The organism is Psychrobacillus glaciei (assembly GCF_008973485.1).
Classification (GTDB): Bacteria; Bacillota; Bacilli; order Bacillales_A; family Planococcaceae; genus Psychrobacillus; species Psychrobacillus glaciei.
The window spans coordinates 3,875,333-3,901,304 of record NZ_CP031223.1 but is presented as its reverse complement, the minus strand read 5'-3'; the positions used below and the strand labels follow the sequence as shown (position 1 = coordinate 3,901,304).

General features: G+C 36.0%; 30 protein-coding genes and 1 other annotated feature (1 of these 31 only partly in view). Of the genes, 20 read left to right on the top strand and 10 right to left on the bottom strand.

The features are described 5' to 3' along the window. Positions 1–160 (top strand) — a binding site (T-box leader) (it extends 67 nt beyond the left edge of the window). Positions 161–202: 42 nt separating this feature from the next. The 4 genes from thrS to PB01_RS18410 all read left to right on the top strand — a co-directional run bounded on the left by thrS (position 203) and on the right by PB01_RS18410 (position 3,354). Continuing rightward, positions 203–1,420 carry a threonine--tRNA ligase gene (gene thrS / locus PB01_RS18425; RefSeq protein WP_151701526.1) on the top strand — a complete coding sequence of 406 codons (1,218 nt, stop codon included), beginning with the start codon at positions 203–205 and terminating at the stop codon, positions 1,418–1,420. 78 nt (positions 1,421–1,498) lie between these two features. Further along, entirely contained in the window at positions 1,499–2,059 is a 561-nt protein-coding gene (locus PB01_RS18420; RefSeq protein ID WP_151701525.1) for a GNAT family N-acetyltransferase, read from the top strand. Then, positions 2,052–2,879: a nucleotidyltransferase domain-containing protein gene (locus tag PB01_RS18415; protein WP_225986102.1), complete on the top strand. Its 828-nt coding sequence runs from the start codon at positions 2,052–2,054 to the stop codon at positions 2,877–2,879. The genes PB01_RS18420 and PB01_RS18415 overlap by 8 nt, the downstream gene beginning before the upstream one ends. Beyond that, positions 2,851–3,354, top strand: a complete 504-nt coding sequence (locus PB01_RS18410) for a GNAT family N-acetyltransferase (protein ID WP_151701523.1) — start codon at positions 2,851–2,853, stop codon at positions 3,352–3,354. The genes PB01_RS18415 and PB01_RS18410 overlap by 29 nt, the downstream gene beginning before the upstream one ends. A gap of 110 nt (positions 3,355–3,464) precedes the next feature. On the opposite strand, the gene PB01_RS18405 is transcribed toward PB01_RS18410, so the two are convergent. Beyond that, positions 3,465–3,938, bottom strand: coding sequence for a VanZ family protein (locus PB01_RS18405; RefSeq protein WP_151701522.1), 474 nt, complete (start codon positions 3,936–3,938; stop codon positions 3,465–3,467). Positions 3,939–4,031: 93 nt separating this feature from the next. Here PB01_RS18405 and PB01_RS18400 point away from each other — a divergent pair, with 93 nt between their 5' ends. Beyond that, positions 4,032–4,427, top strand: a complete 396-nt coding sequence (locus PB01_RS18400; protein WP_151701521.1) for a VOC family protein — start codon at positions 4,032–4,034, stop codon at positions 4,425–4,427. Between the two features lie 117 nt (positions 4,428–4,544). On the opposite strand, the gene PB01_RS18395 is transcribed toward PB01_RS18400, so the two are convergent. After that, positions 4,545–5,408, bottom strand: coding sequence for an AraC family transcriptional regulator (locus PB01_RS18395; RefSeq protein ID WP_151701520.1), 864 nt, complete (start codon positions 5,406–5,408; stop codon positions 4,545–4,547). Between the two features lie 134 nt (positions 5,409–5,542). After that, positions 5,543–5,929, bottom strand: a complete 387-nt coding sequence (locus PB01_RS18390) for an NUDIX hydrolase (RefSeq protein WP_151701519.1) — start codon at positions 5,927–5,929, stop codon at positions 5,543–5,545. Between the two features lie 184 nt (positions 5,930–6,113). On the opposite strand from PB01_RS18390, the gene PB01_RS18385 reads away from it, so the two are divergent. The 11 genes from PB01_RS18385 to PB01_RS18335 all read left to right on the top strand — a co-directional run bounded on the left by PB01_RS18385 (position 6,114) and on the right by PB01_RS18335 (position 13,285). Continuing rightward, complete coding sequence (locus tag PB01_RS18385; protein WP_151701518.1) at positions 6,114–7,709, top strand: DUF2339 domain-containing protein; 1,596 nt, start codon at positions 6,114–6,116, stop codon at positions 7,707–7,709. Positions 7,710–7,775: 66 nt separating this feature from the next. Beyond that, positions 7,776–8,207: a MarR family winged helix-turn-helix transcriptional regulator gene (locus PB01_RS18380; protein WP_151701517.1), complete on the top strand. Its 432-nt coding sequence runs from the start codon at positions 7,776–7,778 to the stop codon at positions 8,205–8,207. A gap of 15 nt (positions 8,208–8,222) precedes the next feature. Further along, positions 8,223–8,684 (top strand): SRPBCC family protein, encoded by a 462-nt coding sequence (locus PB01_RS18375; RefSeq protein ID WP_151701516.1) that lies wholly within the window; start codon positions 8,223–8,225, stop codon positions 8,682–8,684. Further along, positions 8,678–9,133 (top strand): GNAT family N-acetyltransferase, encoded by a 456-nt coding sequence (locus PB01_RS18370; RefSeq protein WP_151701515.1) that lies wholly within the window; start codon positions 8,678–8,680, stop codon positions 9,131–9,133. Before PB01_RS18375 ends, PB01_RS18370 begins: the two co-directional genes overlap by 7 nt. 137 nt (positions 9,134–9,270) lie before the next feature. Continuing rightward, the gene (locus PB01_RS18365; protein ID WP_151701514.1) at positions 9,271–9,699 is read left to right on the top strand and encodes a DUF1801 domain-containing protein; all 429 of its coding nucleotides are present in this window, start codon (positions 9,271–9,273) and stop codon (positions 9,697–9,699) included. Positions 9,700–9,807: 108 nt separating this feature from the next. Further along, positions 9,808–10,527 (top strand): YebC/PmpR family DNA-binding transcriptional regulator, encoded by a 720-nt coding sequence (locus PB01_RS18360; RefSeq protein WP_151701513.1) that lies wholly within the window; start codon positions 9,808–9,810, stop codon positions 10,525–10,527. 286 nt (positions 10,528–10,813) lie between these two features. Further along, positions 10,814–11,278, top strand: coding sequence for a hypothetical protein (locus PB01_RS18355; RefSeq protein WP_192797397.1), 465 nt, complete (start codon positions 10,814–10,816; stop codon positions 11,276–11,278). Continuing rightward, positions 11,268–11,732: an NUDIX hydrolase gene (locus PB01_RS18350; RefSeq protein WP_151701512.1), complete on the top strand. Its 465-nt coding sequence runs from the start codon at positions 11,268–11,270 to the stop codon at positions 11,730–11,732. Before PB01_RS18355 ends, PB01_RS18350 begins: the two co-directional genes overlap by 11 nt. Then, on the top strand, positions 11,729–12,463 hold the full coding sequence (locus PB01_RS18345; RefSeq protein WP_151701511.1) for a hypothetical protein: 735 nt from the start codon (positions 11,729–11,731) through the stop codon (positions 12,461–12,463). The genes PB01_RS18350 and PB01_RS18345 overlap by 4 nt, the downstream gene beginning before the upstream one ends. Before the next feature lie 10 nt (positions 12,464–12,473). Next, positions 12,474–12,851, top strand: coding sequence for a DUF5412 domain-containing protein (locus PB01_RS18340; RefSeq protein WP_151701510.1), 378 nt, complete (start codon positions 12,474–12,476; stop codon positions 12,849–12,851). A 20-nt stretch (positions 12,852–12,871) separates the two neighbouring features. Further along, positions 12,872–13,285: a hypothetical protein gene (locus PB01_RS18335; protein ID WP_225986101.1), complete on the top strand. Its 414-nt coding sequence runs from the start codon at positions 12,872–12,874 to the stop codon at positions 13,283–13,285. A 132-nt stretch (positions 13,286–13,417) separates the two neighbouring features. Here PB01_RS18335 and abc-f read toward each other — a convergent pair whose 3' ends face one another. From abc-f to PB01_RS18310, 5 genes are all read right to left on the bottom strand, one after another. Beyond that, positions 13,418–15,073: a ribosomal protection-like ABC-F family protein gene (gene abc-f / locus PB01_RS18330; RefSeq protein WP_151701509.1), complete on the bottom strand. Its 1,656-nt coding sequence runs from the start codon at positions 15,071–15,073 to the stop codon at positions 13,418–13,420. Positions 15,074–15,428: 355 nt separating this feature from the next. Further along, positions 15,429–17,399, bottom strand: coding sequence for a TRAP transporter permease (locus tag PB01_RS18325; protein WP_151701508.1), 1,971 nt, complete (start codon positions 17,397–17,399; stop codon positions 15,429–15,431). Between the two features lie 42 nt (positions 17,400–17,441). Continuing rightward, the gene (locus tag PB01_RS18320) at positions 17,442–18,440 is read right to left on the bottom strand and encodes a TAXI family TRAP transporter solute-binding subunit (protein WP_225986100.1); all 999 of its coding nucleotides are present in this window, start codon (positions 18,438–18,440) and stop codon (positions 17,442–17,444) included. A gap of 369 nt (positions 18,441–18,809) precedes the next feature. Beyond that, a complete protein-coding gene (locus tag PB01_RS18315) occupies positions 18,810–20,048 on the bottom strand; it encodes an ABC transporter permease (RefSeq protein ID WP_151701507.1) in 1,239 nt (412 codons plus the stop codon). Next, positions 20,041–20,940 (bottom strand): ABC transporter ATP-binding protein, encoded by a 900-nt coding sequence (locus PB01_RS18310; RefSeq protein ID WP_151701506.1) that lies wholly within the window; start codon positions 20,938–20,940, stop codon positions 20,041–20,043. Before PB01_RS18310 ends, PB01_RS18315 begins: the two co-directional genes overlap by 8 nt. Before the next feature lie 137 nt (positions 20,941–21,077). On the opposite strand from PB01_RS18310, the gene PB01_RS18305 reads away from it, so the two are divergent. After that, on the top strand, positions 21,078–22,511 hold the full coding sequence (locus tag PB01_RS18305; RefSeq protein ID WP_192797396.1) for a stalk domain-containing protein: 1,434 nt from the start codon (positions 21,078–21,080) through the stop codon (positions 22,509–22,511). A gap of 43 nt (positions 22,512–22,554) precedes the next feature. Here PB01_RS18305 and PB01_RS18300 read toward each other — a convergent pair whose 3' ends face one another. Further along, the gene (locus PB01_RS18300; RefSeq protein WP_151701504.1) at positions 22,555–23,469 is read right to left on the bottom strand and encodes a DNA-3-methyladenine glycosylase family protein; all 915 of its coding nucleotides are present in this window, start codon (positions 23,467–23,469) and stop codon (positions 22,555–22,557) included. 118 nt (positions 23,470–23,587) lie between these two features. On the opposite strand from PB01_RS18300, the gene PB01_RS18295 reads away from it, so the two are divergent. From PB01_RS18295 to PB01_RS18285, 3 genes are read left to right on the top strand one after another with little or no spacing between them, the layout of a single operon-like run. Next, positions 23,588–24,121, top strand: coding sequence for a bifunctional transcriptional activator/DNA repair enzyme AdaA (locus tag PB01_RS18295; RefSeq protein ID WP_151701503.1), 534 nt, complete (start codon positions 23,588–23,590; stop codon positions 24,119–24,121). Positions 24,122–24,146: 25 nt separating this feature from the next. Beyond that, positions 24,147–24,653 (top strand): methylated-DNA--[protein]-cysteine S-methyltransferase, encoded by a 507-nt coding sequence (locus PB01_RS18290; protein ID WP_151701502.1) that lies wholly within the window; start codon positions 24,147–24,149, stop codon positions 24,651–24,653. Continuing rightward, positions 24,640–25,101 carry a GNAT family N-acetyltransferase gene (locus PB01_RS18285; protein ID WP_151701501.1) on the top strand — a complete coding sequence of 154 codons (462 nt, stop codon included), beginning with the start codon at positions 24,640–24,642 and terminating at the stop codon, positions 25,099–25,101. Before PB01_RS18290 ends, PB01_RS18285 begins: the two co-directional genes overlap by 14 nt. Positions 25,102–25,211: 110 nt before the next feature. On the opposite strand, the gene aroD is transcribed toward PB01_RS18285, so the two are convergent. Next, on the bottom strand, positions 25,212–25,964 hold the full coding sequence (gene aroD, locus PB01_RS18280) for a type I 3-dehydroquinate dehydratase (RefSeq protein ID WP_151701500.1): 753 nt from the start codon (positions 25,962–25,964) through the stop codon (positions 25,212–25,214). Between the last annotated feature and the right edge of the window lie 8 nt (positions 25,965–25,972).

Sequence of the window (25,972 nt, the reverse complement as noted above, 5' to 3'; positions counted from 1 at the left end):
GAGCCCTGAAGGAAACCGAATGATTTACCACCTTGGAGCTATTATGGGGAAAGCATTCATGTGATTATCCATAATCGGGAAAACCGTTATCTTGTATGAGCGCAATACATTCTTTGTGTTGCAGAATTAGGGTGGAACCACGACCACACTCGTCCCTTTGCCGGGATGGGTGTGGTCTTTTTGTATTTAATAAAATAAAAAAATGGAGGAATTTACAATGTCAGCAAAAGCAGAAGAAAGAGTTAGTCATCAGAAATTAGGTCAAAAGTTAGAACTATTTATGTCTAGTGAAGAAGCGCCAGGCATGCCTTTTTATTTGCCAAAAGGTATGGTGTTGCGTAATGAGCTTGAAAGTTTATGGAGAATGAAGCATCAAAAGGCAGGATATCAAGAGATTAAAACTCCGATAATGATGAAACAAGAACTTTGGGAGAAGTCGGGACACTGGGATCATTATCATGAAAATATGTATTTTTCAGATGTAGATGAACAAAAATACGCGATTAAGCCAATGAGTTGCCCAGGAGCAGTACTTATTTTTAATAGCAAAAAAAGAAGCTACAGGGAGCTACCTATTCGTTATGCAGAGCTTGGATTAGTTCACCGTCATGAACTATCAGGATCATTAAATGGACTGTTACGGGTTCGAGCATTTACTCAAGATGATGCACATCTTTTTGTACGTGAGGAACAAATAGAAACTGAAATAGATAAAGTGTTGGATTTAGTGGATGAATTTTATTCAGAGTTTGGTTTTAGCTATAGAATAGAGCTTTCTACTCGTCCAGAAGATTTTATGGGTGCAGTAGAAGTTTGGGATCAAGCAGAGCTAGCGCTTGAATCAGTTTTAAAGAAAAAACAATTAGATTATCAAGTAAATGAAGGGGACGGGGCATTTTATGGTCCTAAAATCGATTTTCATATTTTAGATTCTCTTGGACGTAGTTGGCAATGTGGAACAGTGCAGCTTGATTTTCAAATGCCTGAAAAGTTCAAATGTCAATATATCGACGAGGACAATCAACTACATCAACCAATTATGATTCACCGTGCAATTTATGGATCCATCGAACGTTTTATGGCTATTCTTTTGGAACATTTTCAAGGAAGCTTTCCACTTTGGCTGGCACCTGTTCAAGTGAAAATTTTACCTATAGCAGATGCACATGTTTCGTATGCAGTAGGAGTAAAACAACGACTTGAACAAGAGGGATATCGCGTTGAAATGGATGACCGAATAGAGAAAATTGGTTTGAAAATACGCGAAGCCGCACTGCAAAAGCATCCGTATATGTTGATAATTGGAGACCAGGAAATGGAGCATGGTATGGTCTCTGTGAGAAAGCATAAAGAAGGAAGTATTGGAGAAATGGATATGGATGAATTGATTGGATATTTAAATGCTGAACAAAGAATTTAAAGAATTATAATAACGAATACCTCTCCTACAAAGGATTTTTCATTATTCTTCTCGAATAAAACTAGTAGGAGGGATTTCATGATTACATTCAATAATTTTCCGCATATAGAGACAGAACGTTATCTAATGCGTTCAATAGAAATAAGTGATGCAAATGCAGTATTTCATTATTTTTCAAAAGATGAAGTAACAAAGTACTATGATTTGGATACGTTTACGGATGTGGATGAAGCTATTCAATTAATTGAAAACTGGCAAAAACGCTTTGTGAGCAACGCAGGCATTCGCTGGGGAATTGCAACTAAAGATGAAAATAAAATAATCGGAAGCTGTGGTTATCACTGTTGGGAAAAGGAACACTTCAAAGCAGAAGTAGGGTTTGAAGTAACACCGGAGTATTGGCAACAAGGGGTTATGGCAGAGGTTCTACCACATGTAATACAATACGGTTTTGAAGAAATGGGGCTCTTTCGAATCGAAGCTCTATATGATCCAGAAAACACAGCTTCTAAAAAGACGCTTGAAAAAGCAGGTTTTATCTATGAAGGAACTTTGCGGAAATCTTCCTTTGAAAAGGGACGTTTTTGTGATGCTTCGGTATGTTCCATTTTGAAAGATGAGTACAAAAAATATGAATGAACGTCTGCCAAAGAGAGTTCAAGCTTTTACACAACTATTTGTAGGAGCGCTCAATAAACATTTACCTGAAAATATTATGGAAGGTGTTTATATTTATGGATCGATTGCTTTAGGGGCTTTTAATGAACAGAAAAGCGATATCGACTTTATTGTTTTATTGAAGCGCGAACTAAGTGATCAAGAAGTGGGGGCTATTAAAGCAATCCATTCACAAATGAACAATTATGAATTTGGAAAACGTATGGACGGGGTTTACGTTCAAGCAAGTTTAGTGGGCAAAACAAATGAAGAGCAACCGATGTATCCATATTGCTCGGATGGAAAAGTAAGTTTGGGGCATTGGGATGTTAATCATATTACATGGTGGGTTTTAAAACGGCATGGGATTGCGCTGCAAGGTACACCAATAGCAGAATTAAATCTTCCCACTGAATGGGATGATATCTTGAAAACGTTGGAATATAATGTGAACAAATACTGGTTCACCAAGACTAAAAAAAGGTATCTATTTTTGTTCGATAGTATGATAGAATTCACAACTTGTACGATTAGTAGAATCATATGCTCGCTTGAACAACAAGCTATTTTTTCGAAAGATGAAGCTGTTAAGTTATGTTTGGCCACACTGCCAGAAAAATGGCATCTTCTTTTAAATGAAGGTGCACGAATTCGATCAAATGCAAATAAGAAATCATTATATAAAAACAAAATAAAAAGAGCAAAAGATTGTAGAGATTTTATATTGTATACACATCAATTATATAAAGAAGACTTTTTAAAGAGGGGTAACTATGGAAATAAAACTATTAACAGCAGATGATGCAGCAACTTATTGGGATTTAAGATTAGAAGCACTCAAGCTAAGTCCAGAATCATTTGCCTCAAGTTATGAGGAAGCGATACAAAGAACCAATCCGATTGAACGAGTAGAAAATAATCTGCGAACGGAAGGAAACTATACATTCGGGGCATTCATTCAGAATAAGCTTGTGGGAATGGTTACTTTAGTTCGGGAGAGTTCATTAAAATTGAACCACCGAGCGAATATTTACGCGATGTACGTGAGACCTGAGACGCGTGGGCAAGGTGTTGGCAAAGCATTGGTCAATGAAGCAATAAATAAAGCTAAAACGATTGAAGGAATTGAAAAACTTAATCTGTCTGTTGTATCGACCAATGAAGCAGCAAAGAAACTTTACATACAGTTAGGATTTAAAGTTTTTGGTGTGGAAGAAAAAGCGCTAAAGGTGGAAGATACATACTACGATGAGGATCATATGGTACTAATCTTATAATCCAAAAGGTAAGCAGAAAAGTTCAGGTTAAGCCTATCATTCACTTGAAGCTTGTTCTAACTCTTTCACGTTTGGACTTGTCTTTCTATGGAAGAAAACTCGCTAAAGGATTACTCCTTTGCGAATCTCCTTTGTTCTATTATTTTAATAAACTTCCATAATAGAAGTGCACTAATGGCACCAACTGTATCGAGCATGACGTCCTGAGCAGTAGCTGTACGTCCGCTTGTTAATGACTGGTGAAATTCATCGAAAATGGCAAAGAACATGGTCAGAATTGCTGCAGTCAGGAACCGATATTTGAATTTCGGCAAGGCAGCATAAACTGCAAGAGCGATCATTCCAAAATAGAAAAAATGCGTACCTTTTCGAATTAAAAACTCGATAAAGGGATAGTAACCACGTTCCTCTATAGAAACTAGAATGCCCCAATATGGAATTTGAAGATAAGAAAGAAAAGATTCTAGTGGTTTATTTGGCAGCCACGTCTCTAATAAAGGGATAAGTGATTGCTGTTCAGATGATTGTCCAGATGCAATGAACACGATGATAAGTAAAACGAATAGAGGAATTATTTTTTTCATATCAAAACAGTAACATAAAAACAGGGAATTTTCATTCCTCCATAAAAATAAGGGAATGTTAAAATTAAATAAAATGTGAGGGAGTTTAATACTATGTCTAAAATCACACCATTTCTAATGTTCGAAGGCCAAGCAGAAGCTGCAATAAACTTTTACACATCAGTTTTCAGGGATTTCAAAATAATTAGGCTTGCTCACTACGGTGCAGATGGACCTGGAAAAGAAGGAGAAGTATCACAAGCGGCATTCAATATTAATGGGCAAGAGTTTTTGTGTACAGATAGTTTTGTTCAACATGCGTTCACATTCACACCTTCTTTATCTTTATTTGTTGAGTGTGATTCGGAAGAAGAAATTGATGAAGCCTATGATAAGCTATTAGAGGGTGGACAGTCATTAATGCCAATTGACAAGTATCCATTCAGCAAAAAATTTGGCTGGATACAAGATAAGTTTGGGGTATCATGGCAGTTGAATCTAGCTAATTAATGGAGAATCGGATGATGAACCAGAAAGATCGGATGATAAACGAACTGGAATAAACTTTGCCGTAATAAAGTATCACCCAAGGAGTAGTTTTTACTACTTAGGTGATACTTTTTTTTATTATTTTACCGGAATCCAAATTTCTGAATAATAATCCGGACTAGACGCGTTCCCATCGGAGTACACTTCTAACTCTGGTGTACCTGCGTGCTCGTAAGGGTTAGATGGAAACCATTCAGAAAAAATTTGCTTCCATGTGTTTTGCATAGCATCGGGCATTGGGCCATGTACTTCAAAAACTACCCATTTAGAAGCTGGGATTTCCATTCCTAAAAATTTCTCTGGTACATCCCCTTCACGAGTTGTTGCAATCCAATAATCAATCAAGCTGTTCTCTTGATAATCCTTGTCTGCAACGCACACTCCTAGCACACCTTCTACTGTTCCATTGTTTAATTGAAACAGCAAGTTATCTGTGCCATCTGCATTTACTTCATCCCAGAACACAGGGATTCCTTGGAAGTTTTCTCCGTTTTTACAATTGTACGTTCTTTTTACTCCAACTACTTGAAAACTTTCTTTCTCTACAATTTTGTACTTCATCGGTTCGGCTCCTCTCAAGCTCACCTGGATTACCAGGCGGTTGTATGATTTTAATTTACCTAGTTTCTTTCGTGCTTCACTAGGCGTTATGCTGTGTTGTTTGCGAAAGGCTTTTGTAAAAGCTTCGGGAGTATCGTAGCCATATTTATAGGAGAGATCGATTATTTTGTTATCTGTATTCATTAATTCCTGTGCGGCTAATGTTAATCGTCTTTGTCGGATATAATCTGCTACGGATATATTCGTTAAAATCGCAAACGTTCGTTGAAAATGGAATACCGAAGAATTTGCTTCTTTCGCGATTTGTTCCATTTTCAACTCATCTAGTAAATGATCTTCCATATAGTTAATTGCTTTTTGAATCGACTCCACCCATCCCATGGCCTTCACTCCTTGCATATATCATAAGATGTTATGAACGATGAATCCTGTCATTTTGTGCTAACTTTGGACTGTTCAACTAACTTCAAACTAAGGTTGGAAATCTAAACTTAAAAACAACAAGTGATTTTTGATTAAGAGAGAATTATATCCACAATTTCTCGAGCGCGAACTTCAAAGGAAGAAAGGTCATCGATATCCAACCATACTGGTTCGTAAGTTCCGCGTTCAATAGAAGTATGTGTATATTCTTCTCCTGTACCTGTCCCAAAGTTTCCACCTACAATATCTGCTAAGAAAAAATGCTGTGTTCCATTTTGCTCTAGTACTTTTAGTAAGCGTTGAATTCGGATGTTAACGCCGAGTTCTTCGTACGTTTCTCGAATTGCTGCTTGTTCCGGGGTTTCACCACTTTCTATGCCACCACCTGGAAATACATAATAGGTCATATGCGGTTTTGTTCTTTTGATAAGCGCAACACGGCCGTTTTCGATAATGACAGTGGCTCCTCGGTTTCTCATGTGTAATTCTCCTCGTATCTTCTTTAATAGTAAAAGTATAACAATAATTAATCGTAAAGAGTGAAAATAATGAATGAACTAATATTAATTGTCAGTCTGAAAAAAGAACGAAGAGGATAAATAAAGGATATTCTCATCATTTGTCTAATAGTATGAGTAGAAGCTATTCAGAAGGAGGGTTTAAATGGGAGAGAATAAAGTTCTAGAAAAAAGAGTAGCACACTTGGAAGAGCGTGTTCGTTTTTTAGAAGAACAATTATATATGAAACAATCTATCGTTCCACCTCAAAATCCTATTGTACATACGAAACAACAAGAAAAAACAGCAATTGAATGGGATACGCTTATATTTCAGAAAATCTTGCCCCCTTTATTTATAATTGTTTTTATTGTAGGTATCCTTTGGGCATTCAAGGCAGCCTCTGATTACGGTATTTTAAATGGTCAAGTAAAAGTTGTACTTGGATTTATCGTTGGTTTCATACTAATGGGATTAGGTGTATGGCAAATAAAACAAGGTCGAAAAAATTTAGGTCAAATGCTACTAGGCGGGGCTATTCCTATTTTCATGTTAACCACTTTTGCAATGCATCAACTCTATGCGATGACTGGACCTGGAATATCCTTTGTTTTAAATGTAACTTGGATTATATTGGGGTTATTTCTAACTTATAAATTCAAATCACAAGGAATTGGAATTGTTTCCACTATAGGAGGAGTATTTGTCCCATTTTTGATTAAAAGTGTTTCACCAAATATTCCGCTTTTTTCATTTTATGAAGCCCTCCTCTTTATACTTTTCTTGTGGATAGCACTTCGATATAGTTATAAAGCTTTATATTATATCTCTGTTATTTTCCTACAAATAGCTATTGTAGTATTTTTTATTTTTACTAATATACCCGAAGCATTCAAATGGATTGCTGTTCTTCCGATTTTGCTACAGCATGGAGCTTTATTGGTTGGCTTCTTGAAAACAAAACGAATGTTAAAGGATCAGGCTTATACACTTTTTTCAGTGATGCTTTTCACTGCAATGTGGGTTCAGATTGTTTTCACAGAAAATGAAGCATCCGTTTTATTAGTGGTCATTGCACTTGTGTATGGAGTTTGCCTGTATATAAATAAGAACGACTTGATTCGTACGCCTATTTTTATTGCAAATGGTTCAATCGGTTTGTTAATGCTTATGCAGTTACTAATAGATGATTTATTCTTTGAAGGAATTGTTGGCTTGAGTATTATTTACTTGTTAGTGTATAAAAAGTTCAATCATATATTACACGCAACTCTTTGTGGTATCACCTACTTTATCGCATTGTACTATGTATTCTACACTCCCATTACTAGTTGGCTTTCGTGGGAGATGTTACACTGGCTAGTCTTTATAGCGATAACTGGCTATGGAATTTATTTGCTTGCAGTTATTAGCAAACAGAACAAGTATATGGTTTTTAATATTGGAATAGCCTATTTCAGCATTTTGTTATTATACTTTTTACATATGATTGCTAGTATTTTTGTAGGAGATTCCGGAAGTAATATGGAGCGTGTATTTACAAGTTCTTTATGGGTTGCTGTAGCAATTCTATATATGTTATTAAGTCGCCGGTATTCGTTACAACAAGGAAAGTATGCTGGTGTTGGTATATTGTTTTTTACTTTAGCAAAAATTATTTTGTTAGACCTACCATTTGTTTCAGTACCTGTTAAAGCATTGCTATTCATCACTCTTGGGGCGGTTGGATTACTCGTGTCACGTGCCTATTATAAAAAATAAAAGCCAATTCTTTAAAAAGTAAGCTAAAATAACTGTAATGACGTTTATATTTTGGAGGAGTTTGCATTGGAACAAGATATTTTTAAAGTGATACGAAAATTCGAAACCTTATCGAATGAAACAATAGTTAGATTTACAAAATCGTTTAACAAAAGTATTGGTTTGTCCCCAATACTCGTTTTATCAGAGCTTAATAAAAATGGACTTCAGAAATCCACGGTGTTGGCATCAAATTTAGGATACACGCCGGGAGCTATCACGAACATTTCTACAAAACTTGTAAAAGAAAAATATGTAGAAAGAATATACAATGAAGAGGATCGCCGCAATGTTTTGCTTAAAATTACCCCAAAAGGAAAAGAATTACTACAAGAGGCGATAGTAAAAGGAGAAAAGCTTCACATTGAATTATTTAGTGCATTAAGTGAGGAAGAACTTCAACAGCTGCTAACCTTATACGAAAAGATACTCCAAAATTTGAGTGACAAGGAAAAGTAAGAGGTAGGTGTTCATATGCCTGTTATAAAACATACTACATATATGGAGGCTCCTATTAATAAGTGTTTTGATTTTGCTAGACATGTGGAGATTCATACAAAAACTACTAGGAATACGAATGAAAAAGCGGTCACTGGGGCAACGAAGGGTCTTTTGAATCTTGGGGAAAGTATCACGTGGGAGGCAACCCACTTTTGTGTTAAGCAAAGGTTGACAGCCAAGATTATAGAAATGAATGAGCCATATAAGTTTGTGGATGTTATGGTGAAAGGTGCTTTTCATTCATTTACTCATACGCATGAGTTTGAAGAACGTGGAAGTGGAACTTTGATGAAGGATACATTCGAGTATAAATCACCTTTTGGTTTAGTTGGAAAAATAGCTGATAAATTGTTTTTAGAAAAATACATGAAAAACTTTATTATTACTAGAGCAATTGAGTTAAAAAAGATTGCAGAGATGGGTGAAAGATGTTGAATCGGAATAGCCACTTGGAGTTCCTATATTTCCTGACAACACCGAATTCTGAAATACTTGCAGGAATTATGGAAGTTCATGAGCATGTATTTGAAGGTGCAAAGCTTATGGAAGAAGAGTTAGTAGAGAAAGAAAATGTATTAATCTTTGTAGCGGTAGATGGGATTAGAGTTGTAGGCTTTAAAATTGGATATAAATTTTCAGAGGACACTTTTTATAGCTGGCTCGGCGGAGTCCATTCTGATTATCGTGGAAAAGGAATTGCTTCAGAACTTATGCGACGACAACATATGCTTATTAAATCACTTGGCTACACGAAGGTTCGTACAATTTCTAGAAATAAAAGACGAGAGATGCTCTTATTAAATATTAAGCATGGGTTTGATGTACTGGAAGCTTTTACGAGTGAAAAAGGGACCCATAAGATTGTTATGGAGAAAGAATTATAGCTGAAAGAAGGGGCATTCATAAAAATGGAATGCTCCTTTTTGTCATCAACCATCACAGATAAATAGAGGAATTACAGGAGACTTCTAGAAGATTATAAGATGCTACTACAAAACAAAATTCTTAAGGAGGTCAATGTATGGCTAAATATGAGCAAAAGACGAAAGAGACGGATCATGATGTTGTAGAGTTTATCGAAAAAGTGGATAGTCTGAAGAAACGAGCAGATGCTTACAAACTTTTAGAGATTTTTGAAGAAACATCAGGTTATGAAGCGAAAATGTGGGGGCCAAGTATTATTGGTTTCGGGACGTATCATTATCAATATGCGACCGGTCACGAAGGGGATGCACCTCTTGTTGGGTTCTCTCCAAGAAAAGCCAAGATTAGTCTTTATTTTGCAACAGGTGATACGACTCGTGAAGAAAGCTTAAAACGATTTGGGAAGTATACTTCAGGGAAATCATGTGTATATATTAATAAAGTAGATGATATCGAAGTAGATGTTTTAAAAGAAATGATTACACAATCTATTACGTTTTTACAAAAATTATATCCAGATAATTGATAATATATGGAAGTTAATGTATTTTCCTTTGCTACTTAATATGAAATTAATGTATAATAACACAGTGTAAATTCAAGTAGAAACTTAATCGGAAGAGAGTGGGACTTTATGGGTCGTAAGTGGAATAATATTAAAGAAAAGAAAGCTTCCAAAGACGCAAATACTAGCCGTATATACGCGAAATTTGGACGTGAAATATATGTAGCTGCAAGACAAGGTGAACCAGATCCTACTTCTAACCAAGCATTGAAAGTAGTATTGGAACGTGCAAAAACATACAGTGTGCCGAAGCATATTATTGATAAAGCAATTGAAAAAGCAAAAGGCGGATCAGAAGAAAGCTATGATGAGCTTCGTTATGAAGGTTTCGGTCCAAGTGGTTCTATGGTAATCGTGGATGCGTTAACAAATAACGTAAACCGTACTGCATCGGATGTGCGTGCTGCATTTGGTAAAAATGGCGGCAACATGGGTGTCAGCGGTTCTGTTGCTTATATGTTCGATGCAACTGCTGTTATTGGTCTTGAAGGAAAAACAGCGGACGATGTTTTAGAAATATTGATGGAAGCGGACGTAGATGCTCGCGACATTTTAGAAGAAGAAGATTCCGTCATCGTTTACGCTGATCCAGATCAATTCCATGCAGTACAAGAGGCATTACGTTCAGCTGGCGTAACAGATTTTACAGTAGCCGAGCTGACAATGCTTGCTCAAAATGACATCGCATTAGATGCGGATGCTCAAGCGCAATTTGAGAAAATGATTGACGCAATTGAAGATTTAGAAGACGTTCAACAAGTTTACCACAACGTAGACTTAGGAGAATAATAGAGAAAAAGGTTGTCTGATCAGTAGGTTTTCTACTGGGAGACAGCCTTTTTTTTGTGTCTTAGATTTATTTTAAAAAAGGGGGTTATCTCAGAAAATCTTGGGAGTATCTCAGAAAATCCCTGAGGTATCTCAGAAAACACAGGAGTATCTCAGAAAATCCCTGAGGTATCCCATAAAACCCCAGGGTTTAGTTGTAATCTATAAATTGCGTCAACCAATATAAGTAAAAAGTGGAACTGAAACCAATATAGAACGTCCAATACCATAAAGAGGTGGATATGGAATGAAAGATAAGTCCTTAATTTCTTATGCAATCATTTTTACCTTATTTGCATCGATTTTATTTCCATCTAAAACACTAGCGGATTGGGCATATGCATTTGTCGTTTGGGATGGATATGTTTATGTCATAACGGATGAAATTGTAAATGAGGTAGAAAAAGAAATCGGACATGTGACCAGGTATTCGGATAGGGAAGGGACTTATTCTGGTAACTTTTCAAATGTCTATCCGAAAGGGACTAAATACTATTCAATAGTTGGATTTAACACAGATGAGGCAATTGCAATAAAAGATGAAAAGGGAAAATACATTAAAGCAGCTAGGGATGGAGAATACGCTAGAAATATATACGACATTCTGCAGAAAAGTTCTTCGACTATTATTTTATGGACACTAATAACTTTGTTAATTGCTATTTTGAGCATTTATTTTATTAGTAAAAGGAGAAATGAAAATGGTAAATGAGCATCCGAAGCATATAATCGCAGTTTCTGCTTATGTTACAAATGATAATGGGGAAGTTTTATTAGTTAAAACACATTGGCGTTCAGATACATGGGAAGCACCAGGAGGACAGGTAGAAGTAGGGGAACCTTTAGATGAAGCAGTATATCGGGAAATACTAGAGGAAACAGGGATTGTCGTACGACCTCTTGGAATTACAGGTATTTATTATAATGTAACAAAACATATTCTATCTGTTATTTTCAAAGCAGAATATGTAAGTGGCGAATTGAAAATCCAACCTGAAGAAATAAAAGAAGCTAAGTTTGTTAAATTAACAGAGATAAATATTGAACAATTTATCACACGTCCACATATGAGATCACGTACATTGGATGCTATGAAGTCAGTAAATTTTATCCCTTATGAAACATGGGAAGTGAGTCCGTACAATTTACTTGGTAGATTGGAATGAAGGGATCTTTGTTAACAACGGCGCTAGTTACAGTAACGCATGACCCTGAGGGAAGAAATATCAAAATCTTTAAAGAGTTGCAATATACTTTGGAGGCAATATATTCAAAGCTATTTATTACAATTAGTGAAGAATCCTCCTTGGATCTAATAAAAGAAATAGAAAAAAGTAAATTTAAGTATAAAATCATCCCTAAAAATGGAGCAGCATATGCAAGAAGGGAAGCATTAAAATTTGCACTTACCGGGGAAAGTCAGCATTATCATTACTGCGACTTTGATAGGTTATTAACATGGGGAAAAAATTATATAACTGAGTTGAAGGAAGTAGTTGAAGATATTCCAAATCATGATTATTTGATAATTGGTCGGACAGAAAGAGCAATGAATACTCACCCTATTGAATGGATAGAAACAGAAAAAATTACGAATAGAATTTTTTCAATAGAACTAGGAAAAGATGCAGATGTAACTGCAGGTTCATGTGCATTTTCTAGAATCAGTGCCGATTTCATTAATCAATATTCTAAAGAAAAGATGACGGATGCGGAATGGGCAATGATTGCATTAAGAATTGCGAAACGACAAGTGGCTTATTGTGCTGTAGAAGGATTAGAGTATCAAGAAGAAATAAATGGCTTGAACCGAAATGTTAGTGAGTCTGAAAGATGGTACAGTCGTTTAAATCTTAGTTTAATTATAAGTCAAACAGCTATGAAAGTAGGGAAGTAGAGGCGGAAACATGATAAAGAGAAAGATAAAGATAACTCTACTAGTATTAGCAGTTCCTATTTCAATAATTGGTGTGCTAGTAAGTTTTGGAGTCTATTGGGCTTTTTTTGATATGAATAGGTTGCCTAAAGGAGATTTTTTGACCGAAGAATTCTCTCCAAATGGTAAGTATACTTTAAGAGCTTACATTTCAGACGGGGGGGCTACAACAAGCTATGCAATCCGGGGTGAACTGGTATTTAATGATGAAAAGGGAAGGAAGAAAAATATTTACTGGAATTACCGTGAGGAGTCAGCGGACATTTCTTGGGTAGACAATGATACTGTCGTTATTAATGGTCATGTATTAGATGTCCTTCGAGATAAATTTGATTTTCGTCATGAATAAGAAATTTGGAGGGTTTAATCTTGAAAAGATGGTTTACACCTTTCTTCATCTTTTTCATTCTATTATTAACAGGATGTAGTGAGGAAGAGGATAAGAACGTACTAACTCGAGTGGATGTTTATAAAGTAAATGCAGTCGAACAGTATGAGGAAGAAGTGATTATCTCAGATAAGTCAGGGGTGGATGTCTTAAGTAAAGCGTTTGAACAAATAGTATGGGAACAAAATGTAAAAGCAGAAATGGTGAGGAAAGCAGATATAAAAGTAGTTTTGTTTATGGAAGTTGAAGAAAATATGCCTGAATTATTAGATGGATACTTCATATGGTTTAATCAAAATGGGACGGCGACGATTATTAATCGCGATGCGAATTCACTTGGAAAACTAGATGAAAAAAACGTTCAGATGTTAAAAAGTATATTGAACTTGGATTAAACAAATGGAGAAACTGCTAAACAAATTGACGAAAAATTATAGTGTGTTACAAGTTTGTTACTGGTGCCAGGCACCAGTAACAAACTTGTAATAAAAGAAGCTATCCTAAAACTTCTAGGATAGCTTTTGGAGTTATTTTTTCTTTAATTCGTTTATTTGTTTAGACAGTGTCATAAATTTTTGGTCTAATTCGGTGTATTTAGGATCATTTTTCTTCATGTAACTGAGTAATCCTAATACGGCTTGTTGTTCGGTTTCTAATTTCAATAGATCTTTTTCTAGAGAAGATTCATCATTTTTATGCATCCACTCTTTATAGCTCATTTCTACTTTTCGAATCGTGTTGTTTTCAAAGACAAGCAGTTTATTAGTTAGTTTTTCTAAGAAGTAACGGTCGTGCGTGACTAACAAAATAGTTCCAGGATAAGCGGAGAGGGTCTTCTCCAATTGCTCTCTAGAAGAAAGGTCCAAATGGTTTGTTGGTTCATCTAAAAGCAGCACATCTTTTTTATCTAACATAAACTCCATTAGTTTTAACTTTACTCGTTCACCCATACTCATTGTATAAATCGGACGAGACCAGTGTTCCTTTGAGAAGCCTAAATTCATCATAAGTGTTTGAATTTGCCCTCTTGTTTCAAAATCAGATGGTACAAAAAATTCAAAAGGGGTTTTATCCTCTGGCAAGTCGAATACCGTCTGACGTAAATAGCCAATATTCATGGCTTCCGATTTCCAAAGTTCTCCTTGTACACTTTCTTCTCCTAATAACATGTGGAAAAATGTCGACTTACCACTTCCGTTAGAACCGATGATGCCAATCCGTTCTTGAGATTGTATAGTAAAGGAAGCGTTTTGAAATAATAGTTTGTCCTCGAAGCTTTTGGAAATACTTTTGGCTTCTAAAACACGTTTCCCCTTTTTCTTATTTCCTTCTATTGAAAAAATCACTTCTTTTTCTTCTTCAGGTTTCTCTATAGTATTTTTAGAAAGTTCCAATTCTAACCGTTTCTTTTTGGAACGAATTTGAACATCCATTTTCTTAGCCTTGACACGATAATATTCTTTATTAAATTCATGTTTAGTTGAATCTGCATGTGCTTTGGATGACCAGTTTTTAAGGTCCGATATTTGTTTTTCTACTTGTTGGATTTTTGATTGTTGTCCATCATAGAGTCGTTGTTGGGTTAATCTGTTTTCTTCCTTCTTTTGTCTGTAAGAAGTGTAATTTCCAGCATAGACCGTTAACTTTTTGTTTTCTACTTCCCAAATCCATTCAGCTACCTCGTCTAAAAAATATCGGTCATGAGACACTAAAATAATTGTTCCTTGGTAGGAGTGTATTTGCTTTTTTAGGAAAGATAAACTTTCTTGATCTAAATGGTTAGTAGGTTCATCTAATAAAAGGAGTTGAGCCTTTTCCGCAAATACACGAGACAATCTTCTCTTCATTTTCTCTCCACCACTAAGTTGCGTATAATCACGCTCATGAGGAACAGACCATTTACTAAAGTATTCCCTTTCATCGTATACATAACCAGTTTTATGAAATTGATCATCCTCTTGTTTAAAGTAACTAATAGTCGGTTGAGTACCAAACCATTCAATTTGTCCCATCGTGGGAGCAGCCTCATTTGCAAGTATAGAAAGGAGGGAGGACTTACCCTCACCATTTCCTCCCACAATACCAATAACTGCCCCAGTACCAATATCGGCTTTTAAACTTTCTAAAATAACTTTTTCTCCATACATGATACATATATCTACTAACTTACCGTGTAGTGTCATAATATCCTCTCCCTTTGGAGGAATAAAAAAATCCCTCCGATTTTATACGGAAGGATTAATTACTGACCATTAAATGAATACACAAAAAGCCACTACAAAATGATAATATGTAGGGAATTAAACGTATTAAAATTGAAAAATGGGCAGACTAATCCTATTTCCGTTTCGTAAAGTTTATTTTGTTACTGCGCAAGTAAATCGCAGAAAAAACTTTCACTGAGAAATAAGATTAGAACTTCATTGTCCACCCATCGTCCCTTCAAAGATATTAACTGAATTATAACATATTTCGTTAATTTTTGTTACAAGTATATTACTTGTGCCTAGCACCACTAATATACTTGTAACTCTTGTGTTAATACAAAGCTTGACTGACTGATGAGCTTTCTGGTTCAAATACATCGTCAGTACGTTGTCTTTGGATGAACCATATTGCTAATATTAGGACTACACCAATTAGGCTACTTACAATTTCAGGTACAATTAACATAATACCTGCTCCAAATAGAACGATCCTCTCCCAAATCCTGGAATTTCGTATAAAGTAGCCAATCATTGAACTACTAACAGCAACCATCCCAATTAGGGAGGCTATAACTGAAAAAACTAACATATTTAATTTTACGTCAACCATAACTAAAATCGGATTATAAATGAAAATATATGGAACGATGAATGCTGCAATAGCTAGTTTAACTGCATTCATTCCTGTCTTAAATGGATTGGCCCTCGCAATTCCAGCCGCCGCGTATGCTGCAAGACATACAGGAGGGGTAATATCGGCAGCAATGCCAAAGTAGAAAACGAACATATGAGCCGCGATTGGTGCCACTCCGAATTCATTGATAAGCACCGGGGCAGCGATGGTTGCTGTTACGACATAGTTTGCTGTTGTTGGCAGCCCCATTCCTAAGATAAGGCAGGCAATCATTGTGAAGAATAGTGCAAGTATTAGATAACCATTAGATAGAGCAATAACACCAGCAGCAAATTTTGAACCTAGCCCAGTCATACTAACGACCCCTGCGATGACACCAGCAGTTGCAACAGCAGCAATGACAGGAAGTGCTACTCTAGTACCTTGTTCAAGAACATTAACCGTCTGCCTGAATGACATTCTTGTTTCTTTTCGAACAAGGCTAACTAAAAATGCCGAGATAATTCCAAAAAGGGCCGCCCGCTGTGGTGTGAAGCCATTCATAATTGTTCCCATAATGATAAGCAAAGGTAATAGCATAAACCAGTTTCTCTTCATTAGTTTTCTAAAGGAAGGTAATTGGGATTTTGGCAAACCGTTTATTTTTAGCTTTTTAGCCTCAAAATGTGTCCCAATGAAAATTCCCGTAAAATAAAGAATTGCTGGAATGACAGCTGCCAACATAATGACTCCATATGAAACACCTAAGTATTCCATCATAATGAATGCAGCAGCCCCCATCATTGGGGGCATGATTTGACCTCCGGTTGATGCAGCGGCTTCCGTCGCACCAGCAAATTCAGGTTTAAATCCCGCTTTCTTCATCATCGGAATTGTAAAAGAACCGGTTGCGACCGTATTACCAACCGAGCTTCCCGAAACAGTTCCTTGTAATGCACTTGCCACTACTGCAGTTTTTGCTGTTCCACCTGTATAGCGACCAGTTAGGGCAAATGCTAGATCATTAAAAAACTTTCCAATATTTGTTTGCACAAGCATTACACCAAAAAATAGGAACAGGAAAATAAACTTTGCTGAAATTTGAATTGGTGTTCCAAATATTCCGCTTTCCTTATACCAAAGTGTCGTTGCAGTACGATCGAATGAAAAGCCTGGATGCGAAAGAATTTGTGTAGGAACGAAATTTCCGAAAATCGCATATAGCATGGCAACTAGGGCCACAATAACAATTGGTAAGCCGACCGTTCTCCTTGTTGCCTCAAGTACTAGAACGATACCAAGTACTGAGATGATGACATCGGGTAAACTATATCCGGAAATCCTACTCTGCAGGATGGAATCAAAGAAAAAAATCTTATGATAAGTTACATACATCGCGGTAAAGGCAAGCAAAACATCATACCACGGAACTGTTTTCTGGATTTTCTGCATACCCTTTTTTAAAGGATACAGTAAAAATATAACTCCGAGTGCGGTTCCTAAGTGGACTGCACCTTGCTTTTGGGAAGGGAGCGTACCGAAATATGCAGTATATAGATGGAACACGGTAAGAGAAACTCCTAAAAATGTGACAATCCATGCCCATTTGCCAATCTTAGTTCGAAACTGATTTTCTTTGTCGTATTTTTCTAATATTTCCTGAGCGTCAACGGTTTGTTGCTCATTCATTTTCCCACCACACTTTCCAATAGGTATATTTATCCTTCAATGTTATTTCAAATCATCAAAACTTTTTATTCCAGTACTTTTACGTGTGACGATCTGAATAACTTCTGGATAGATATGCCCGATAAAAGCGGCGTTTGGAACTTCATGACCGGCAAAAGCGCCTTCACCTTTCACTGCTTGTAAAGCTGGAACATGAACGGTCATTCCAAGATCCATATTTCCGTCACGGATACTGGATAAGTTTTCAACGGATGCACCTGTTTCAGTGTTCGTTACGTTAACGCCTTTAATATTTTTATTCCAAATGCTTGCCATTTCTCCTCCAAGGGGATAATAAGTACCACCTTGACTGCCCGTACCTAAAATTAACTCTTTCTTACGTTTACTTTTATCAGCAGTAAGTTCAGCAACAGGATTATCTACTGTTAAACCTTGTTCCTCGTAATAGCGCTTAGCACCAGGATGGATTGGCAGTCCCTCTGAACCTCGAAGTGCATTTTCTAAAGTCATTTGTTTCGCCTGAGCGTGCGTGTTCTCACTAGCTTTTTCTATCATTATTTTGGCAAGTTCATAGCCTAATTCATCGTCGATTGTATCCGTATTTCCCATGAGAATAGCATATGCCGTAACTGTTTGAACATCGTTCTCAAGAAAATCGTAGGTGTCTTTTGGAATCGTGTGATGTCTATATCCACTGTTTTTCTCAATTTTTGCAATAGCATCATCCGAGAGGCTTAACATAACAACATCCCCGACGGATGCTTGTAAGCTTTCAATACTAGCTGCCGGAAGTCCCAAAATTCCAATAGAAATGTCGATATTCCCATCTTGCACGCCATCAGCTGCATCTCCAAACCCTTCTTGAAAACCCGTATAGTCGTCATCTCCAATACCATATGCGTCCAATATGAGTTTGGAAATCGAGTTCGTCTCACTTGCTGGAGGACCAATTGCAATATTCTTTTTCCCCTCACTACAACCAGCAATCAGTAACATCATGCTGAGAAGTACAGTAACAAAACCTAGTAATTTCTTCTTCAATTCTCTCTCCTCCAAAATTAATATTTCCCCTTTTTTGATAGCGCTTTCATAAATAAAGAACATATAACTTGTGGATTGGTTAGCACATCAGATAGAAGATTAACATTATTATACTTTTATTCTGTAGATTAACAATGTATTCTCGGTTTTTTCCTATAATTCGACAGTAAATGATGATATTCGCATCATATATTACAAACATATTTCAGGTGCCTGGCACCAAAACAAACGTGAATGTTCGAACATTCACGTTTGTTTTGAGAACTCGGAATACATTTATCGTTTAATTTTTCTGATATACTCATCCTATAAAAATAGGAGTTGCCTATACACAAGGCAGCTCCTATTATAATTTTCATAAATGTTGATTTACGTTGTTACTTTTAACACCGTTTTAATTTTTTGAATGACGCCACCTGAGCTGTATGTTAATACGCTTCGTTTGTAGAAGGATAGGCTGATTAAGAACATTAACACGACGGTTCCAACTAATACAAGCATCGACAGCATAGGTGCGAATGACGAAATGTCTGTTGCGCCAATTCGAAGTGGCATAACCATTCCAGACGTGAATGGGATGTAAGAGAATACTTGGATCAGTAATGTATCAGGACTGTACATTCCGGAAAGTAACACGTAGAAGCCAAGGATGCCAAGCATCATCGCAGGCATCATTGCTTGGCTCGATTCTTCAACTTTCGAAACGAGAGAGCCCAGTAATGCACCAATGATTAAGTAAAGCATAATCGTAAACAATAAGAACATAACTGCATATCCGATAAATCCATAGGACAACTCGTTAACAATGTCTAATACAGCATCCCATTTAGAGCCGTTATCTATTAACATGAACAGTAAACTTTGAACAACCAAAAGTGTCATAATTTGAGTCAATGCTAATAGAAAGGTTCCTGTAAGCTTTGCCATGAAATGGGTAGATGGTTTCACGCTTGCGAGTAATACTTCTAAAACACGGGATCCTTTTTCAGAGGCAACATCGGTTGTAATCATGGACAAGAATGTCATGACAAAGGAATAGATTAGAAATCCTACTAAGAAAGAAGCGCCGATTCCTGCTGCTTTTTCATCTTCACTTTTTCCGGTTTCCGATTCCTTATTCAAGTTTTTCATCGAAATAACTGTTTGAGACTGAAGAATTTTCTCCGCCTGCTCTGCCGTCAAATTGAGCTGCTGAACTTCATAAAGCTTTCCAGCGTACTGAAGTTGCGATGATAAACTCTGTTGATCATTAAAAGTTAATGGCTTATATGTAGCGATATCCGCCGCCAATGATTGATTTTGATCCTTCACAAAAATTGCTGCATCAAAATCACCATCAATAACTTGTTTTTCTACTTCTGCATTCCCTTTGGAAGGAAACGTAAATTCAATATCGTTACTCGATTTGAATAAGTCTTCAATATCAGCATTCGTTTCATTCAATAAAGCAATTTGCAAAGGTTCGCTTTGGAAAAAAGCTTCCTTAATATCGGTCCAAAACATTGCAACACTAATAATACCAACATATAAAATAATCGAAATAATAAATGACTTTGCCTTGATTTTTTGTTTATATAATTGCTTAACAAGAAGCCAAAACTTAGACATGCGTACCACCAACCTTATCTTTGAAAATTTCATCTAGCGACAAATAATCTAAACTGAACTTCTCAATATATTTCCCATTTGAAACGAAGTCAAAAATAGATTGAGCGTATGACTCATCCGTTAAAGTAAGGATATACTGATCTTTTCCAACATGAATATCCTTCACGCCATCCAAACTTTGAAGCGTTTCTTTTGGGACATCGGTTCGTATGGTAAGCTTCGTTTTCCCATATTGCTTTTTCAAATCTAGTAAACTACCGGAAAATAAAGAGACACCACGTTTCAAAAGGCAAAGGTGATCACAAAGTTCCTCCACATTATCCATTTGGTGGCTAGAAAATAAAATCGTTGTCCCTTTTTCTTTTAACTCTAATATTGCATTTTTCAATAAATCCATATTGACGGGATCTAGCCCACTAAATGGTTCATCTAAAATAAGAAAATCCGGTTGGTGAATAAAGCTCGCGATAAGTTGAACCTTTTGTTGATTCCCTTTGGACAAAGTTTCGGCTTTTGCTTTTCGTTTATCTTCTAATTGAAAACGATCAATCCAATAATCCACTTCTTTATGTAGATCCTTCCGAAGTTTCCCTCTTAACTCTCCAAAAAAATAAAGTTGATCTTCCACTTTCATTGCAGGAAAAATACCACGTTCTTCCGGTAAATATCCTAAAATATTTCTATTAATAGAATTAATATGTTTCCCTTCCCATGTAATTGTTCCTTCTGTCGTTTCTTGAAGGTCTAAAATCATCCGAAATGTCGTTGTTTTACCAGCACCATTTTGCCCAATCAAACCGTAAATCTCACCTTTTTCAATCGTAAAAGATAGATTATCAACGGCTACAAAGTCTTGATATCTCTTTGTTACTTGATTAATAGATAACGTCATATGTAGACTCCATTCTTTTATTTTTTTCTTCTAACTACTGTATACGTTTTTAGTATATAGAATGTTTCAGTTTTTTATGTAACGTTTTCCAAAATGATACGTCAAATGCAATGAGTGGCAAAAAAAGGAGTGATACGATGAAGAAAATAAGCATATTTACAGTAGCATTATTACTAATGGTAGGTTTCAATTTCCATCAGCCAGTTGCTAAAGCGCAAAGTGAGGAAGAATCAATAGTGAAACCAAAAGACACATCCAATTTTATAAAAACTTCAGGAATTATTACAGATGTTGTAAAGCAAGATGAGACAATCACACTTACAGTGAAGACAGAAGAAAAAGAGCCACAAACCACTATATTAAAGCTGACAGAAGACACGCTTATATTCAATAGTGGAACGACAAAAGCATTAAAAAAAGAAACCTTTCAAAAAGGGCAAAAAGTAGATGCATATTACGGTAAGAATAAACCGATGCTTGCGATTTATCCACCACAAATCTCTCCAGAGTTAGTGATTGTGCATGACGCTGAAAAATTTGGCAACGTAAAAATCAGCAAGTTCGATAATAAATTTGTTAGTTTAGATAATGATCTAAAATTAAACATTGGAAAAGAAACTATTATAATAAGTGGAAAAGGAGAGAAACTGGATCAAAAAGATATAGCTGGCAAAGAGCTCGTTGTATTTTATACAGTTTCCACTAGAAGTATTCCTGCTCAGACGACACCAAGTAAAGTTGTAGTGATGGATGATCTTTCCCCACAAGATACAACCAATTTCATGGAGAGTACTGGGATTATTAAAAGTATTGCTTCAAAAGATGGAAAAGCCATCCTAACGGTAGATACAGAAGAAAAAGAGCCAATAACCACAATTTTTACAATCACTAATGACACACTTGTATTCAATAGTGGTACAACAAAAACGGTAAAAATAGAGTCTTTCAAAAAAGGACAACGAATAGACGCATACTATGATAAAAACAAACCAATGATTTTAATCTACCCTGCGCAAATTACTCCAGAGTTGATTATTGTACATGACGAAGAACAGGTTGGATCTGTAAAAGTATCAAAGTTTGACGATAAATTTTTAAGTTTAGATAAAGAGCTAAAGTTAAACATTGGCAAAGAAACACTTTTAGTAAATGAAAAAGGCGAGAAGATTAAACAAGAAGACTTAAACGGAAAAGAGCTAGTTGTATTTTATACAATAACAACTATGAGTATTCCAGCACAAACACCACCAACTAAAATCGTAGCGATTAACTATCTTTCTCCAGAAATGAAGGAAGTACAAAAGATTATTGAAAAGGATCATTTTATGAAGAATGGGGTCAAAATGATTCCACTTCGTAAAGTTGCAGAACAACTAGGGTACGAAGTAAAGACAAATTCAAAACGATTTAGTACGACCCTATCATTAGGAAATAGTACCATCCAAGTTACACGCGGTAAAAAAACGTATAGTTACAATAAAAGCATACAACAATTTAAAGAAAAACCAGTACTAAAGAACAATAAAATCTATGTTTCAGAAGACATCTTAGAATTACTAAATCAGCAATAAAAGAAATCCCTTCCTTCTCAGAAAAGAGATGGAAGGGATTTTTTTAGTATAAAAACCTCCACAAATAGAAAGTCGCATATGCTTCCCAGCCTGTCCAAGACAAGGATAGTTTTTGTATTTCATCCTTTGAAGGTTTTTGCGCAGAACCAGTCACATGTTTAATCGCATTATGCAGACCTACGTCATCAATAGGGAATGCGGAAGGAAACCTTATACAGCGCATTAAAACATAGTTAGCAGTCCATGGTCCAATTCCACGAATTTTCGTCAGCATTTTTTCTGCTATTTTTATATCACTTGTTTCAATTAACATTTCTTTTGTAAGTAACCCCATTTCAATTTGATTTGCTACGTCTATTAAGTACTCACACTTTTTAACCGTCATCTTTAAGCCTACTAAATTTTCCACGGAGAGCTTCGAGATATCACTTGGTCTCGGGAACATCCAATATTGTTCACCTTCAAATTCAATCGATCGTCCAAATGTTTCTACTAAACGTCTCTTCAATGTGTACGCAAACGTTAAATTGATTTGTTGGCCCAGGATACCCCAAGCCATTGCTTCGAATAAATCTGGAATACCCATTATTCGTAATCCGTTAAAATCCACAACTGCTTGATGAAGGATTGCATCATTTTTGGCCAGCTCATAAAAATCTTTTATCTCTGTTTTCAAATCGAACCATTCGATAATATATTGAACCACTTCTTCTCGCACTTGTTTACTTGTAGGTCTTGTATTTCCTAAAAACTGTACACGGATAGAATATTCATCTTGCTCGCTAATCTCTACTAGCGGTGTACATTCATCCATCGGAATTGCTTTTCTTACTTTATTCTCATGAATATGAAATAAGCATTCATTCGTGGATCTGGACAAATATTGAAGGTTCTGGATAAAACTGAACTCGGATGATGTATTTATGATGATTTGCTCATCATTCTCTTGCCATAACATATAGAACACCTCTTTATTATTTTATAATAATCGTAAAAAATTTCGTTATCTTGCTATTATGTCGTGAAAATCAGCTTTTCTATCTAAATAAAAGTATACTAAAAATGGGGGTGATTTCTTGAAAAACGAGAAAATATACGAGGAATATTGGCAAGCAATCATTGAAAATAACTCAACCTATGACGATGTATTTTATTATGCCGTAAAATCAACGGGAATATTTTGTAGGCCTTCTTGTAAATCTCGACCGCCGAAGAAAGAAAATGTTCGTATATATATAGAAGTAAAAGAAGCGATAGAGAATGGCTTTCGTCCATGCAAACGTTGCAAGCCAAATGGACTGCGCTTGCCTGATGAGGAATGGGTCAACCAAATTACGGAGTACATCGAAAAGTATTACAAGAAGCAGTTAACTTTGGATATTCTTGCAGACATTTGTCATGGAAGCCCGTACCATTTACAAAGAACTTTTAAAAAAATAATAGGCATTTCTCCTGTAGAATATATTCAACAAATTAGAATAAATAAAGCAAAAGAAATGCTGACAACAACAAGCAAACCAATTGTAGAAATAGGTTCTACGGTTGGAATGAATAATACCTCCTATTTCATTACACTTTTTAAAAAGATCACTGGCGATACACCCAATTAATATAGAAAAAAGGAGATTTCAACGAATGAATAAAATATACTGGACTCATTTCATACACAATGAATGGCAATTATATATGGCTGCAACAGCAAACGGGCTTTGTTACGTAGGTTCTCCTAGTAAACCATACGAAGAAATGGAAGCGTGGCTGACGAAGCATTTTCCAAAATATGAGTTAGTGGAAAATGACGAAGCGCTAACCGTATATACGAATGAAATAAAAGAATATCTAGACGGTAAGCGACGTGATTTTCATATGCCAGTGGATTTGAAAGGAACGCCCTTTCAATTGTCTATTTGGGATGCGTTAATGAAAATTCCATATGGAGAGAAGACATCATACTCTAAAGTTGCTGATATGATTAATAATCCTTCGGCCATTCGAGCTGTTGGAGCAGCAATTGGAGCAAACCCAGTACTAATCAAGATTCCATGTCATCGAATAGTAGCAAAAAATGGTGCATTAACTGGTTACCGTGGGGGATTAGAAATGAAAGAAAAGCTACTAACATTAGAAAATGGAGAAATGTAAATTGCTAACAAGATTAATAAAAGAAGCATATCCACTGGATTTGTTATTACTTGCAGATCCATCTGAAACACTTGTGAAGAAATATGTAGATCGTGGACAATGTTATATTGTTGAACAAGATGGGGAAACAATCGGTGTATATGTCTTACTTCCGACTAGACCAGAAACTGTGGAACTAGTAAATATTGCGGTTGCGGAGCAGCATCAGGCGAAAGGAATTGGCAAAGCACTTGTATTAGATGCGATTCAAAAAGCAGAACAACAAGGATACAAGATAATGGAAGTGGGCACAGGCAATTCTAGTATTGGGCAACTTGCCTTATATCAAAAATGTGGATTTCGCATAACAGGTGTGGATAAAGACTTTTTCACCATTCATTATGAAGAGGAAATTGTGGAAAACGGAATCGTATGTGTGGATATGATAAGACTAGGACGGCAATTATAGAAAAGATGTCACGTTTGCATACGTGTTCGTCGTCTTTAACTGTTACTTTGTTGCGTCCAGGTTTATTTTTCCATAAAAACGATGTAGCCTAATAAAAGACTACATCGTTTCTAGTTTGTATGTAATATTTCTAGCATTCTCCTAAGCTCACTAGCTGGTATTTGTCCAGGAGCGGATGCTTCGATTCCTGAACCAAACGTTGCGGCGGAACCGAAAACTTGTCCAGCTAAGCGACTAATGATACCAGTAGAGGCCATGGACATCGTAATAATTGGTCGATTTGCATACAGTGAATTCATCGTGTACGTTGCATCTAATAATGTGAGCACATCAGTTGGTGATTTAGGCATAACAGCTATTTTTGGTATATGCGCACCGAACTCCTGCATTCTTCTGAGTCTCCAAATAATTTCCTCTTTTACTGGTGTTTTTTCAAAATCATGATTAGACATAATGATAAACACGTCATTAGCAATTGCTGATTCCACAATTTCATGCACATTTAAAGAAAATAACTCCACATCAATTATGTCGATTTCGTTTGTTTGCACAACTTCTTCAAGAAGCTGTTTGTAATAAGAATCCGTAATTTTTTTATTTCCACCTTCACGATGACTTCTAAAAGTGAATAATAGTGGAGTGGGGTATAACTCTGTGCGAATGGCTGAAAGTGTCTTTTTCACCGCTTCTATATTTTCCACTTCTTCTAGTACATCAGCACGCCATTCCACAATATCGGGGGTAGCTTCCTTTATTATTTTAATTTCCAAAAGAAGTTGTTCCGTATTTTTTCCCATAAGTGGGACAATAACTTTCGGTATTCCTTCTCCGATATGAATATCCCGAATAGAAAAAATTTTCATAAAAATAA

What these genes read in the sequence shown, in the direction of transcription:
- PB01_RS18370 (WP_151701515.1), top strand. Translation starts at nt 8,678, where the DNA reads ATGTTGAATCGGAATAGCCACTTGGAGTTCCTATATTTCCTGACAACA.
- PB01_RS18405 (WP_151701522.1), bottom strand. Translation starts at nt 3,938, where the DNA reads ATGAAAAAAATAATTCCTCTATTCGTTTTACTTATCATCGTGTTCATT.
- aroD (WP_151701500.1), bottom strand. Translation starts at nt 25,964, where the DNA reads ATGAAAATTTTTTCTATTCGGGATATTCATATCGGAGAAGGAATACCG.
- PB01_RS18285 (WP_151701501.1), top strand. Translation starts at nt 24,640, where the DNA reads ATGGAGAAATGTAAATTGCTAACAAGATTAATAAAAGAAGCATATCCA.
- PB01_RS18390 (WP_151701519.1), bottom strand. Translation starts at nt 5,929, where the DNA reads ATGAGAAACCGAGGAGCCACTGTCATTATCGAAAACGGCCGTGTTGCG.
- PB01_RS18385 (WP_151701518.1), top strand. Translation starts at nt 6,114, where the DNA reads ATGGGAGAGAATAAAGTTCTAGAAAAAAGAGTAGCACACTTGGAAGAG.
- PB01_RS18375 (WP_151701516.1), top strand. Translation starts at nt 8,223, where the DNA reads ATGCCTGTTATAAAACATACTACATATATGGAGGCTCCTATTAATAAG.
- PB01_RS18310 (WP_151701506.1), bottom strand. Translation starts at nt 20,940, where the DNA reads ATGACGTTATCTATTAATCAAGTAACAAAGAGATATCAAGACTTTGTA.
- PB01_RS18340 (WP_151701510.1), top strand. Translation starts at nt 12,474, where the DNA reads ATGATAAAGAGAAAGATAAAGATAACTCTACTAGTATTAGCAGTTCCT.
- PB01_RS18355 (WP_192797397.1), top strand. Translation starts at nt 10,814, where the DNA reads ATGAAAGATAAGTCCTTAATTTCTTATGCAATCATTTTTACCTTATTT.
- PB01_RS18305 (WP_192797396.1), top strand. Translation starts at nt 21,078, where the DNA reads ATGAAGAAAATAAGCATATTTACAGTAGCATTATTACTAATGGTAGGT.
- thrS (WP_151701526.1), top strand. Translation starts at nt 203, where the DNA reads ATGGAGGAATTTACAATGTCAGCAAAAGCAGAAGAAAGAGTTAGTCAT.
- PB01_RS18315 (WP_151701507.1), bottom strand. Translation starts at nt 20,048, where the DNA reads ATGTCTAAGTTTTGGCTTCTTGTTAAGCAATTATATAAACAAAAAATC.
- PB01_RS18360 (WP_151701513.1), top strand. Translation starts at nt 9,808, where the DNA reads ATGGGTCGTAAGTGGAATAATATTAAAGAAAAGAAAGCTTCCAAAGAC.
- PB01_RS18290 (WP_151701502.1), top strand. Translation starts at nt 24,147, where the DNA reads ATGAATAAAATATACTGGACTCATTTCATACACAATGAATGGCAATTA.
- PB01_RS18365 (WP_151701514.1), top strand. Translation starts at nt 9,271, where the DNA reads ATGGCTAAATATGAGCAAAAGACGAAAGAGACGGATCATGATGTTGTA.
- PB01_RS18410 (WP_151701523.1), top strand. Translation starts at nt 2,851, where the DNA reads ATGGAAATAAAACTATTAACAGCAGATGATGCAGCAACTTATTGGGAT.
- PB01_RS18400 (WP_151701521.1), top strand. Translation starts at nt 4,032, where the DNA reads ATGTCTAAAATCACACCATTTCTAATGTTCGAAGGCCAAGCAGAAGCT.
- PB01_RS18325 (WP_151701508.1), bottom strand. Translation starts at nt 17,399, where the DNA reads ATGAATGAGCAACAAACCGTTGACGCTCAGGAAATATTAGAAAAATAC.
- PB01_RS18420 (WP_151701525.1), top strand. Translation starts at nt 1,499, where the DNA reads ATGATTACATTCAATAATTTTCCGCATATAGAGACAGAACGTTATCTA.
- PB01_RS18300 (WP_151701504.1), bottom strand. Translation starts at nt 23,469, where the DNA reads ATGTTATGGCAAGAGAATGATGAGCAAATCATCATAAATACATCATCC.
- PB01_RS18395 (WP_151701520.1), bottom strand. Translation starts at nt 5,408, where the DNA reads ATGGGATGGGTGGAGTCGATTCAAAAAGCAATTAACTATATGGAAGAT.
- PB01_RS18415 (WP_225986102.1), top strand. Translation starts at nt 2,052, where the DNA reads ATGAATGAACGTCTGCCAAAGAGAGTTCAAGCTTTTACACAACTATTT.
- PB01_RS18350 (WP_151701512.1), top strand. Translation starts at nt 11,268, where the DNA reads ATGGTAAATGAGCATCCGAAGCATATAATCGCAGTTTCTGCTTATGTT.
- abc-f (WP_151701509.1), bottom strand. Translation starts at nt 15,073, where the DNA reads ATGACACTACACGGTAAGTTAGTAGATATATGTATCATGTATGGAGAA.
- PB01_RS18345 (WP_151701511.1), top strand. Translation starts at nt 11,729, where the DNA reads ATGAAGGGATCTTTGTTAACAACGGCGCTAGTTACAGTAACGCATGAC.